At 73.8% G+C, this 10,949-nt stretch carries 11 protein-coding genes; 7 read left to right on the plus strand and 4 right to left on the minus strand.

Features of this window, described 5'->3' with window-relative positions; all coding sequences use genetic code 11:
• Positions 1 to 101: 101 nt before the first annotated feature.
• Complete coding sequence (locus NH342_RS09605; RefSeq protein WP_253014142.1) at positions 102 to 1,244, minus strand: extracellular solute-binding protein; 1,143 nt, start codon at positions 1,242 to 1,244, stop codon at positions 102 to 104.
• Between the two features lie 130 nt (positions 1,245 to 1,374).
• Here NH342_RS09605 and NH342_RS09610 point away from each other — a divergent pair, with 130 nt between their 5' ends.
• On the plus strand, positions 1,375 to 2,691 hold the full coding sequence (locus NH342_RS09610; RefSeq protein WP_253014144.1) for an inorganic phosphate transporter: 1,317 nt from the start codon (positions 1,375 to 1,377) through the stop codon (positions 2,689 to 2,691).
• A 135-nt stretch (positions 2,692 to 2,826) separates the two neighbouring features.
• Here the strand turns inward: NH342_RS09610 and NH342_RS24500 are convergent, their stop codons facing one another.
• Positions 2,827 to 3,066 carry an STAS domain-containing protein gene (locus NH342_RS24500; RefSeq protein ID WP_374209425.1) on the minus strand — a complete coding sequence of 80 codons (240 nt, stop codon included), beginning with the start codon at positions 3,064 to 3,066 and terminating at the stop codon, positions 2,827 to 2,829.
• A gap of 256 nt (positions 3,067 to 3,322) precedes the next feature.
• Between NH342_RS24500 and NH342_RS09615 the strand changes: the two genes are divergently transcribed.
• Positions 3,323 to 3,523 (plus strand): three-helix bundle dimerization domain-containing protein, encoded by a 201-nt coding sequence (locus NH342_RS09615; protein ID WP_253014146.1) that lies wholly within the window; start codon positions 3,323 to 3,325, stop codon positions 3,521 to 3,523.
• A gap of 556 nt (positions 3,524 to 4,079) precedes the next feature.
• Here the strand turns inward: NH342_RS09615 and NH342_RS09620 are convergent.
• Positions 4,080 to 6,584, minus strand: coding sequence for a SpoIIE family protein phosphatase (locus tag NH342_RS09620; protein WP_253014148.1), 2,505 nt, complete (start codon positions 6,582 to 6,584; stop codon positions 4,080 to 4,082).
• 192 nt (positions 6,585 to 6,776) lie between these two features.
• Between NH342_RS09620 and NH342_RS09625 the strand changes: the two genes are divergently transcribed.
• The 4 genes from NH342_RS09625 to NH342_RS09640 all read left to right on the plus strand — a co-directional run bounded on the left by NH342_RS09625 (position 6,777) and on the right by NH342_RS09640 (position 9,376).
• On the plus strand, positions 6,777 to 7,358 hold the full coding sequence (locus NH342_RS09625; RefSeq protein ID WP_253014150.1) for a dihydrofolate reductase family protein: 582 nt from the start codon (positions 6,777 to 6,779) through the stop codon (positions 7,356 to 7,358).
• Positions 7,359 to 7,419: 61 nt separating this feature from the next.
• Positions 7,420 to 8,508 (plus strand): hypothetical protein, encoded by a 1,089-nt coding sequence (locus NH342_RS09630; RefSeq protein ID WP_253014152.1) that lies wholly within the window; start codon positions 7,420 to 7,422, stop codon positions 8,506 to 8,508.
• 23 nt (positions 8,509 to 8,531) lie between these two features.
• Positions 8,532 to 8,990 carry a cupin domain-containing protein gene (locus tag NH342_RS09635; protein WP_253014154.1) on the plus strand — a complete coding sequence of 153 codons (459 nt, stop codon included), beginning with the start codon at positions 8,532 to 8,534 and terminating at the stop codon, positions 8,988 to 8,990.
• 128 nt (positions 8,991 to 9,118) lie between these two features.
• Entirely contained in the window at positions 9,119 to 9,376 is a 258-nt protein-coding gene (locus NH342_RS09640) for a hypothetical protein (protein ID WP_253014157.1), read from the plus strand.
• A gap of 18 nt (positions 9,377 to 9,394) precedes the next feature.
• Here NH342_RS09640 and NH342_RS09645 read toward each other — a convergent pair whose 3' ends face one another.
• On the minus strand, positions 9,395 to 10,594 hold the full coding sequence (locus tag NH342_RS09645) for an acyl-CoA dehydrogenase family protein (protein ID WP_253014159.1): 1,200 nt from the start codon (positions 10,592 to 10,594) through the stop codon (positions 9,395 to 9,397).
• A 39-nt stretch (positions 10,595 to 10,633) separates the two neighbouring features.
• On the opposite strand from NH342_RS09645, the gene NH342_RS09650 reads away from it, so the two are divergent.
• Positions 10,634 to 10,949 (plus strand): glycerate kinase (locus tag NH342_RS09650; protein WP_253014161.1); only part of this gene is annotated, 316 nt, incomplete at its 3' end.

The following is a 10,949-nucleotide window of genomic DNA, read 5'->3' on the forward strand; positions in this document are numbered from 1 at the left end:
CGGGAGCAGCAGGAAGACGGCGAGGTAGCCGAAGAACGGGACGGTCCCGAGGAGGGCGAGCCGGTGCGCCCGCCCTCCCCGGGACCCCGTACGGGTGGTGCTCAGCCCGAGATCTCCGCGTTCCAGCGGGTCGCCACGACCTGCTGCGCGGCGGTGTTCTGCTCTGCGGTGGGGAACTCCGCCGAACCCTCCACCGGCGGCAGCGCGGCCAGCGACTCGGCGTCGGCGGTGCCGTCCTCCTGCATCACCGGCAGCCGCACCGGTCGGGCGCCGCCGGCCAGCCAGATGTTCTGGCCCTCGTCGCTGTACAGGAACTCCTGCCACAGCCTGGCCGCGGCCGGGTGCGGGGCGTAGGCGCTGATGGCCTGGCTGTAGTAGCCGCCGAACAGGCCGTCGGTGGGCACGTTGACCTGCCACTCGACGCCCTGCTCGGACAGGGTGTCGGTCAGTGCGGCGTTGAGGTAGTCCCAGTCGATGGCCAGCGGGGTCTCCCCGGACTGGATGGTGGCCGGGGTGACCTCGACGGGGTTGAAGTTGCCGGCCTGCTTGACCTGGGCGAAGAAGTCGATGCCCGGGCCGATGTCGTCCAGGCTGCCGCCGTTGGCCAGCGACGCGGCCCAGACGCCGCCGAAGGCGGCGGCGGCCTGCGTGGGGTTGCCGTTGAGGGCGACCTGGCCGGCGTACTGCGGATCCAGCAGGTCCTCGAAGCTGGTGGGGCAGGTCGCGATGACCGTGGCGTTGCAGCCGATGGAGACGTAGCCGCCGTAGTCGTTGTACCAGAGGCCGGAGGCCTCCTTCTGGTCGTCGGGGATGTCGTCCCAGGTGGCCACCTGGTACGGGGCGAGGAGGTCCTGCGCGGCGGCCTGCTGGGCGAAGGAGGTGCCGAGGTCCAGCACGTCGGGGGCGCGGTCCTGGCCGCGCTGGCTGGTCACGGCATTGAGCTCGTCCTGGCTGGAGCCGTCCGGGGAGGCGGAGTTGATCTCGATGTCGTACTTCTGGGAGAAGGCGTCGAGCATCTCGCCGTAGTTGGCCCAGTCCGGCGGCAGCGCGATGACGTTCAGCGTCCCCTCGGCCTGCGCGGCCGCGACCAGGGCGTCCATGTCGCCGAAGTCGGCCAGCGACGTCGCCGAGGCGGCGTCGGAGTCGCCGCCACCGCCGCTGCCCGAGCTGTCGGAACCGCACGCGCTCAAGGCCAGCGCTGCGGTGAAGAGCACGGCCGCCGGCCGCAGGAGGGTCGTCCTCACGTCGTTCTGCTCCCAGGTGCACAGGGGGCGTCGCCCAGGCCCGGTGACCCGGCACGAGGTGCCCGGGGGAAGTAGGCGGGGCGCGACTGAACCAGTGCGGGCACCGAGGTGGTCGGCAGGTGAAGAACGGATGACCGCGGACCTGCTTCACCAGATGTTCATCCCGCTCGACGCGCGGGGAGGTGGTTGGCAGGCGCACCTTCCTGGTGTGGACCTCGCGCTGTGGACCCTCGTCGGGCTGATCGCCCTCGCGCTGCTGTTCGACTACACCAACGGCTTCCACGACGCGGCGAACTCCATCGCCACCGTCGTCGCCACCCGGGTGCTCAAGCCCCGGTGGGCGGTGGTCTGGGCAGCCGGCTGGAACCTCGTCGCGTTCTTCTTCGTCGGCACCGCGGTCGCCAACACCGTCGGCCAGACGGTCCAGGCGGAGTTCTTCGGCCCGGCCGTGGTGTTCTCGGCGCTGCTCGGTGCCATCGTCTGGAACTTCACCTCCTGGCACCTGGGCCTGCCGACCTCCAGCTCGCACGCGCTGGTCGGCGGACTGGTCGGCGCCGGCCTGGCCGCCGGTGGTCTCGCCGCGATCAAGGGCGAGAGCGTGGAGAAGACCGCGCTGTTCATCGTCGTGAGCCCCGTCGCCGGTCTGCTGCTGGGCGGACTGGCGATGACCCTGCTGCGTCTGGCGCTGCGCCGCGCGGACGTGCCGGCCACCGAGAAGCGGTTCCGGGTGCTTCAGTTGGCGTCGTCGGCTGCGGTGTCGCTGGCCCACGGGGGCAACGACGCCCAGAAGACGATGGGCGTCATCGCCGCCCTGCTCGTCAGCACCGGTTACCTGACCGCGGGGGAGGACGGGAAGCTGCCGATCCCGCTGTGGGTGGTGCTGATCGCCTACGCCGCCATCGCGGCCGGGACCCTGTCCGGCGGCTGGCGGATCGTGCGCACCATGGGTTCGAACATCACCCACCTGCGGCCGGTCAGCGGCTTCGCAGCCGAGACCGCCGCTGCCGTGTCCATCTTCGGGTCCACCGCTCTCGGCGCTCCGGTGTCGACCACCCACACCGTGGCCGGCGCCATCACCGGAGTCGGGGCGACCAACCGCGGAGCGGTCGTGCACTGGCGCGTCTTCGGCCGGCTCACCATTGCCTGGGTGGTCACCATGCCAGCCGCCGCACTGGTCGCGGCGGTCTCCTTCTTCCTCACCACGGCGCTGCCGCACCCGCTGTCGGCCGTCGTCATGACCGTGGTCCTCGTCGTCCTCACCGCCGGGCTGGTCATCGCGCTGCGGTCCGCGCCCAAGGCAGCCGACGTGCAACCCGAGGAGGGCGAGGAGATGCAGGTGCCGCTCCGTACCGGCGCCGGGTCGGTGATCGACGCGCGTCGGGTGCCGGCACGTGCTGAGGTGCAGCGGAACGGGGACGCCCGGGACCGGAGCCGGCAACCGCTCTGATCCGCCGGCCCCGGTCCGTCCTCCGTTCGGTTGGACAACTCCATGGAGGTCGTGCCGGCCGTCGAGGGCCGACCGATCACCCCGGGGAGGGTCGTCCGCCTCGGTGCGTCGCACCTCAGGTGCCCGGCGGACGGGTCAGCTGCCGGGTGGTGGGGTAGTCGGACCCGGGGCCTCGGTGACGTCCAACATCCCGATGGCCCCGGTGATCTCCCATGGTCGGCGAACGACGCGACCTGGGGAGTGCAGCTGCAGCCGGGCAGGGGAAGCGGCGCGTGCGAGGCGAACCAGGTAGGCGAGCGCCGCGCTGCCGAAGAAGGTGACGCCCGCGACGTCCACGACCCGCACCGCGGCATGGTGGGATGCTGTCGAGCCCATGCCCCCACGACCAGGCTGTCGACCTCACCGCCCAAGGTGAGCACGGCCCCGTCCACACCGATGCTGCCGTGGTCGAAGTCCTCCAGACCGGGCTCGTCCCCGCCGTGGCCTGGGTCGCGACTCACGCCGTGATCATGTGCGGCCCGGGTGCTGCTCGCCACCCGGGTCCCGCAGCCGCAGCTCCGGGGTCACCCCTCCGATGAGCGAGCGGGCCAACAGGTCACTGCGGTGGTCATCTGGTGCACACTCCACGTCCATGGACGCCGAGACCGAGGACCTGAGCCGCAGGCTCAGCCTGCGGTTCCCCGACATCGCCATCCAGCACATCGAGGCGATCGTCGACGCCGAGGGCCAGCGTCTGGCGGAGCGGCCCATCCAGGACTTCGTCCCTGTCCTGCTCGAGCGAGCAGCCGTCGAGCGACTCCGGCGGGGTTCGACCGCCCCGTCGGACCACTGATCTCGGGCGCCGTCCAGCGGTGGCCCCACGGCATCCCCGGGTCCCTGGGCACTGGGGTCATTCCGGGCTCATGGGGTCTCGGTCGGACGGTCGTGGAATCCTCATCGCCTCGTGACAGGCGGGACACCGCGCCGATCGGTGGATGAACTGGCCCGATCCCCACTCCACGATGTCGAGCCACTCGACGTCGACCAGCTCGTCAAAGGACGGGCCAACGGCTGGCTCGGTGGTGAGCCCCACGCATCCGGCGTGACGCTGCTCGGCGGTCAGTGCGACACGGCGCGGCATCCTGATCTGTTCCGGAAGCGCCCCTGCGCACCGAGAATTCAGCGGTTGAGAAGTGTTGTGGCGGAATTCGGACTTTGGTTCGCGGCGTTGAACATGCAGCTCAGCGCCCTGATTCCAATAACGATCATGCGCAACAAGTACTTGAAGATTAAATCGAACGGTTTCTGGTTCGAGTCCAGACGGGGGAGCCAGCACGGAGGGCCCGGCGCACACGCGCCGGGCCCTCCGTCGTCGACGGGCGCGGGGCCCCCCGGCCGGGGTCGGCGCGCTACTGGGCGGGGTGCTCGGGTTCCGGCACACCCGGGGGCACGTGCGGTGGGCCGGCTTCGGGTGGGCGGGGGCGGTCCTGGCGGTGCAGCCGGACGGCGACCAGGGCGACGTCGTCCTCGGGGTGGCCGGCAACGAGCCGGTCGATGATGCCGTCGCAGAGCTCGTCCAGGGTGGTGCCCGGGAGAGCGGTGAGGGCGTCGGTGAGGCGGGTGAGGCCGTCGTCGAGGTCGGCACGGCGCCGCTCGATCAGCCCGTCGGTGAACAGCAGCACGGTGGCGCCGCGTTCGAGCAGGGTGACCTGGTCGTGGCGGATGGTGGTGGGGTCGACGCCGAGCAGCAGTTCGCCCTTCCACGGGGCGAGCACCTGGAAGGTGCCGTCGGGGTGCAGCACGACCGGTGGGGGGTGGCCGGCGTTGGCCCAGACCATCCGGGTGACGCCCCGTTCCACCTCGTCGGGCGTCTGCTCGAAGCGGGCGACGGCCGCGGTGGCCAGGGTGTCGACCTCGAGCACCTGCATCGAGGTGTCCAGCCCGCGCAGCACCTCGGCGGGGCCGGCGTCGGAGTAGGTGGCGATGCCGCGCAGCAGACCGCGCAGCGCACCCATGGCTGCGGCTGCCTCGGTGTCGTGGCCGACCACGTCGCCGATGACGATCATGGTGCAGCCGTTGGGCTGAAGAAAGGCGTCGTACCAGTCACCCCCGACCCGCGCGGCCTCGCCGGCGGGCAGGTAGCGGACGACGACCTCGGCGTGGTCGGGTTCGGGCGGGGCGGTGAGCAGGCTGCGCTGGAGGGCCTCCGCGAGCTGGGAACGCGCCCGGGTCAGCCGGTCGGTCTCCATCGCGGCGGCCACGCGGTCGGCGATGTCCTCGGTGACGGACTCCAGCTCGGCGTCCCGCGGCCGGTCGGCCGAGCTGAGCAGCGTGAGCGCGCCCAGCACCCGGCCCTGCGCCTGCAGCGGGAGGATGCTGGCGCGCACCGGGCCCAGGGCGTCCAGGTGCATCCGGGCATCGGGGTGCATGACGACCGCGGCCGTCTGCTCGGCGGTCAGGTGGCGCCGCTGCCCGTCGCTGATCGTCCGGCCGAACGGTGTCGACCCCGAGAGCTCGACCAGCCGCGTGGTGGCGTAGCCGGCCAGGTGCACGCGGGCGGCCGGGTCGCCGTGCCAGTAGGCGTGGTCACGGGCCCGGCCGTCGGGGCCCAGCACGGTGACCACGCACGCGTCGGCGACCGCGGGCGCCAGCAGCTGCGGCAGGGTGGTGAGCACGTCGGCGAGGTCGGTGCTGCCGGTCAGCAGGTCGGCGACGCGGGCCTGCACCGCCAGCCGCTCGGCAGCTGCCCGTGCCTGGCGGTCGCTGCGGGTGCGGTCGGTGACGTCGGTGAAGAACAGGCTGAGCCCCTCGGGGGTGGGCCAGCACAGCACGTCGTACCAGGCGTCCAGCGGGGCGGGGTAGTACGCGTGGATGGTCTGCGGCTGCTGCGTGCGGACCGCGGTGCGGTAGGCGTGCTCGAACTCGTTGCCGACGGTGTCGGGGTACGCCTCCCAGATGGTGCGGCCGGCCAGCTGGTCGATCGACTGCCCCAGCAGCTTCTCGGCGGCGGGGTTGACGACGGTGAACCGCCACTGCCCGTCCAGGGACAGGAAGCCCGAGGGCATCGCGGCCAGCAGCCGCCCGACCCGGGCCTCGCCGTCGTGCACGTCGGTGGTGTCGTAGGCGGCCCCGATGAACCGGGTGGCCCGGCCCGTGGGTTCGCCGATGACCCGGCCCCGGCCCTGGACCCAGCGGGTGGCCCCGTCGGGGAGCACGATGCGGTACTCGGCGGCGAACTCGCCGCGCGTGTCGATCGCGGTGGTGATCGCCTGGGTGACCCGCTCGGCGTCGTCGGGGTGCAGCCGCCGGTAGAACGACGCGGTGGTGGGCTCGAAGTCCTCGGCGGTGTAGCCGAACATCGACACCAGCGGTGGGTCCCAGTGCATGCCGTCGCCGGAGAGGTCCCAGTCGAAGGTGCCCACGGCGCTGGCGCTGATGGCCAGCTCGAGGCGGGACCGGTGGGTGTCGGCGGCGGCCCGCTCCAGCCGCAGCTGCAGGTCGGTGCTGCAGGCCTCCGCCAGCCCGGAGAGCAGGTCGAGCTCGCGGCTGCTCCACGTGCGGGGCCGTGGGTCGATGGCGCACAGCGACCCCAGCACGGTGCCGTGGGCGTCCACCAGCGGGTAGCCGGCGTAGGCGACCATCCGGAGGTCGGCTGCCGCTGCGGCGTCGATCAGGTCGGGGCGGTCGCGGACGTCGGTGAGCACCAGGGGCTCGCCGTGCTGGACGACGTGCTGGCAGACCGAGTGCGTCAACGGGGTGCTGCGGGTCGTCTGCCACGGCTCGGGCAGCCCGACCGCGCCGGGCAGCACCTGCTCGTGCCGGCTCACCAGCGACACGAGAGCGGTCGGGACGGCGAGTGCGTCGCGGACGATGCGGGCGAACCGGTCCAGTGCGGGGTCCCCGACGGCGGGCACCATGACCGATGCGGGGAGCGGACCACCTGCCGGACGCCGTGCCACCTGTGCGCTCCTCCCCTCGGAGCGACCCCCCCGATTCCGTCGCGCACCATGATCGCGCACCGCGCCCACGATGTCGACGACCCGGTGGCCCGCGGCCGCGGGGCAGGTGCACTGCACGGGACGGGGCCGGGGACGTAGCGTCCCGGTGTGCGGGAGCTGCGGTACTCGATCAACACCACGCTGGACGGCTGCTGCCACCACGAGGCGGGGCTCCCCCCGGACGACGAGTCGATGGCCTGGTGGACCGGGCGGACGAGCCGGGTCGAGGCGATGGTGTTCGGCCGGGTGACCTACCTGATGATGGAGCAGGCCTGGCGTCGTCCGGCCGACGGTGGCTGGCCGGGCTGGATGGGGGAGCGCGAGGTCCGCTTCGCCGAGGTGCTGGACGCCGCGCCCAAGGTCGTGTTCTCCGGCACCCTCGACGGGGCCGACTGGAACGCCGACCTGGTGCGCGGTGACGCCGTCGACGCGGTCCGGCGGCTGAAGGAGCAGCCCGGCGGTCCGCTGTCGGTGAGCGGCGTGCGGCTGCCCGCGGCGCTGGCGGCGGCCGGGCTGGTCGACGAGTTCGAGTTTCTCGTGCACCCGGTGCTGGCCGGCCGCGGACCCACCCTGCTGGCCGGCCTGCCGTCGCTGGTGCACCTCGAGCTCGTGGAGCGGCAGGAGTTCCGGTCCGGGGTGGTCGCCCAGCGGTTCCGCCCGGTCGGGCCCGGGGCACCCCGGCCGGCCTGACCGCCGGGGAGCATCCGCCGTCCGACGTGCGCCGCGTGCGGTTCCCCGCAGGATGGCGGGGGTGGACGACCGACGACGACCGGGCCGGCGCGGCAGCGTCGCCCGCACCTGGGCCCGCCACCCGCGCTGGGCCATGGCGCTGCGGGCCGCCGTCGCCGCCTCGCTGGCCTGGGCGGCCGCGCAGCTGGTGCCCGGCTCGGCCGGTGACTACCCGTACTACGCACCGCTGGGCGCCGTCGTCGCCACCTCGACAACCCTCGCCGGCTCGGCCCGGGCGAGTCTGCAGACCGTCGCCGCCATCGCGCTCGGGGCCGGCATCGCCCTGGGCGTGGACGCGGTGGGCTACCCCAACGTGGTCACCGTCGCCGCGGTCGTCGCCCTCGGCGTGGCCGTCGGCGGCTGGCGGGTGCTGGGCGCGGCCGGCAGCTGGGCGCCCGGCGCCGCCCTCTTCACGCTGGTCGTCGGTGACGCCGACCCGCTGGGCTACGTCGCCGGGTACGCCGGGCTGACCCTGCTCGGCGCGCTCATCGGCCTGCTGGTCACCGCTGCGTTCCCGCCGCTGCCCCTGGCCCCCGCGCAGGCCGAGCTGGAGCGGCTGCGCACGGTGCTGGCCGGTCAGCTGGACGACCTGGTCGACGGCCTGCGGCAGGACGCCCCGCCCGACGAGGAGGGCTGGCGGGCCCGGATGCGGGCGATCGACCCGGTGCTGGGGGACATGCGCGAGGCGGTCGGCCAGGCCGAGAGCGCCCGCCGGGGCAACCGGCGGGCCCGCCACCACGCACCGGACGTCGACCGGCAGTACCAGGAGGCGCGGGCGCTGGAGAGCGTGGCGTTCCTGGTGCAGGACACCGCCGAGCTGCTGCGCGAGCACGAGACCGCCGCCGCCGGCTGGGCCGACGTCGCGCTCGGCCCGCGGCTGCGCCCGCCGACGACGACCGCGATCGCCGCCGTGGCCGACCTGCTGCGCGCCCGCGACGACCCGGCCCAGGCCACCGCCACCGCGGACGCCGTCGAGGGCCTCGCCGGGTGCCTGCGCGCCGAGCAGGCCCGCACCGGGCACGACCTGTTCGTCGCCGGCAGCCTGGTCACCACGCTCCGCCGGTCGCTGACCGCCCTGACCGGACGGCGCGCACCGGCCGTCGAGGGCTGACCGGGCCCGCTACGGTCGGCGGCGTGCCCCAGGACCCCGCCCCGCCGCTGGTCGTCCGCGCGGGGGACGGGGAGGTCATCGAGGCCGCCGGTGTCCGGCACCTGTTCGCCCTCACCGCCGACCGCACGCACGGACGGCTGGGGCTGGAGGAGTTCGCCCTGCCGCCGGGGGTCGAGGGCGCCCGGCCGCACGTGCACGCCGACCACGACGAGGTCTTCGTCGTCCTCGCCGGGGAGCTGACCCTGACCACCGGCGGCGAGCCCGTCGTCCTCGGCCCGGGCGACACCGCCGCCGCGCTGCGCGGCACGGTGCACGGCTACCGCAACGACTCGGCGCAGCCGGCCCGCGCGCTGTGCATCTACACCCCGGCCGGCTACGAGCAGTACTTCCGCGACGTCCACGACGCCGTCGCGGCGGGGCGCGACCCCACCCCCGAACTGCTGGCCGGGCTCCGCGCCCGCCACGGCACGACGTCGGCGTGAGCCCCGCACGGGGCGGTCGTGACGATCCGATGGCGCAGCGTGCCCGGTGCCGCGTGTCGAGGCTTCCTGTGGGCCCGCTGGGTTCCGATCCGATGGCAGCGTTCTGTGATCGGGGGCACACTGGGGTCGTGGACAGCTACGCCGTCGGGTACGCCCGGCCCGACCGCTGGTCGCGGTCGAAGCCGGAAGACACCGTCTCCTCCTCCTGGCACGCCGTCGAGGCGCACCGCCCTCCCGCCGAGCTCGACGGGGAGGTGGAGCTGGCCGCCTGCGGCGCGATCGTGCAGGTGTGGGGCGCGCACCGGTGGGAGCGGGTGGGTGCCCGCGAGAGCGCCTGCGCGGAGTGCAAGCGGATCACCGCGGGGCAGCTCTCCCGCGCCAGCTGAGCCGGCGGCCCGCCGCGGTCAGTCCTTCCGCGGTCGCCGGCCGGTGATCGCGGACAGCCCGGTGACCTCGCGGCCCACGATGAGGGCCTGCACGTGGTCGGTGCCCTCGAAGGTGTAGATCGCCTCGATGTCGGCGTGGTGCCGGGCGATGTGGTGCTCGAGCAGGATGCCGTCGCCGCCGAACAGGTCGCGGGCGTCGGCGATGATCGTGCGGGCCTTCTTGCAGCAGTTCATCTTCGCCAGCGACGCCATCGCCGCGGTCATCCGGCCCTGGTCGGCCAGCGTCGACAGCCGCCAGCACAGCAGCTGCATCGAGGTGATCTCGGCCAGCATCCGGGCCAGCTTCTCCTGCACCAGCTGGTAACCGGCGATGGGCTGGCCGAACTGCTCGCGCTGCAAGGTGTGCGCCAGCGCCAGCTCGTAGGCCGACTGCGCCACACCCAGCGCCCGCCACGCCACGGTGTACCGGGTGCGGTCGAGCACCTGGGAGACGTCCTTGAAGCTCCGGCAGTTCGCGAGCTTGTTCTCGCTCCCGACCCGGCAGTCCTCCAGCGTGATCTCGGCCTGCCACACCGCCCGCAGCGCCGTCTTGCCGGTCATGACGGTCGCGGTGAAGCCCGGGCTGCCCTTCTCCACGACGTACCCGCCGACGTCGCCCTCCTCGTCGCGGGCCCAGATGATCACCAGGTCGGCGATCGAGCCGTTGCCGATCCACTTCTTCGCGCCGTTGAGCACGAACCCGTCGCCGTCCCGGGTGGCCGTCGTCCCCAGCGCGACCGCGTCGGAGCCGTGGTCGGGCTCGGTCAGGCCGAACGCGCCGATCTTCTCCATCCGCGCCATCCCCGGCAGCCAGCGCTCCTTCTGCTCCTCGCTGCCCAGCAGGTCGATCGACTGCATGGCCAGGAAGGAGTGCACGCCGTGGAAGGTGCCCATCGAGCCGTCGGCCCGGGCCCACTCGGCGGCGACCAGCCCGGCGGCGACCGCGCTCATCCCGGCCGAGCCGTGGCCCTTCACCGTGCCGCCGGCGATGCCCAGGTCGGCGAGCTTGGGCACCAGGTGGGCGGGGAACTCGGCCCGCTCCCAGAAGTCGTTGATGACCGGGGTGACCTCGCGTGCGCAGAACTCCCGCACCCGGTCGCGGATCTCCAGGTCGCCGGGGTCGATCAGGTCGTCGACGGCGTAGAAGTCGGTGGCCGGGGCGAGGGCGTCGGTGCTCACCCCCGGGACGGTAGGCCGGTGTGCGGCATGCTGCGCGGCGTGCGGATCGTCATCGCCCCGGACAAGTTCAAGGGCACGCTGGACGCCGACGGCGTGGCCGACGCGGTCGCCGCCGGGGTGCGGCGGGTGCACCCGGGTGCGGAGCTGCTGCTGCGGCCGCTCGCCGACGGCGGCGACGGCGCCGGGGACCGGGGTGCCGGCCGCCAGGCAGACCGCCAGCAGGTCGCAGGCCATGGGCAGGTCCGCCCGCACCTGCACCCCCGGGTCCGGCGTCCCGTCCCCGCGGCGGGCCCACCGCCCCCCCCCGACCGCCACCCCGCCGGCCCGCAGCCGGGCGCCCCGGCCCCCCAGGGCC

It is taken from the genome of Klenkia sp. PcliD-1-E (assembly GCF_024124375.1).
GTDB lineage: Bacteria > Actinomycetota > Actinomycetes > Mycobacteriales > Geodermatophilaceae > Klenkia.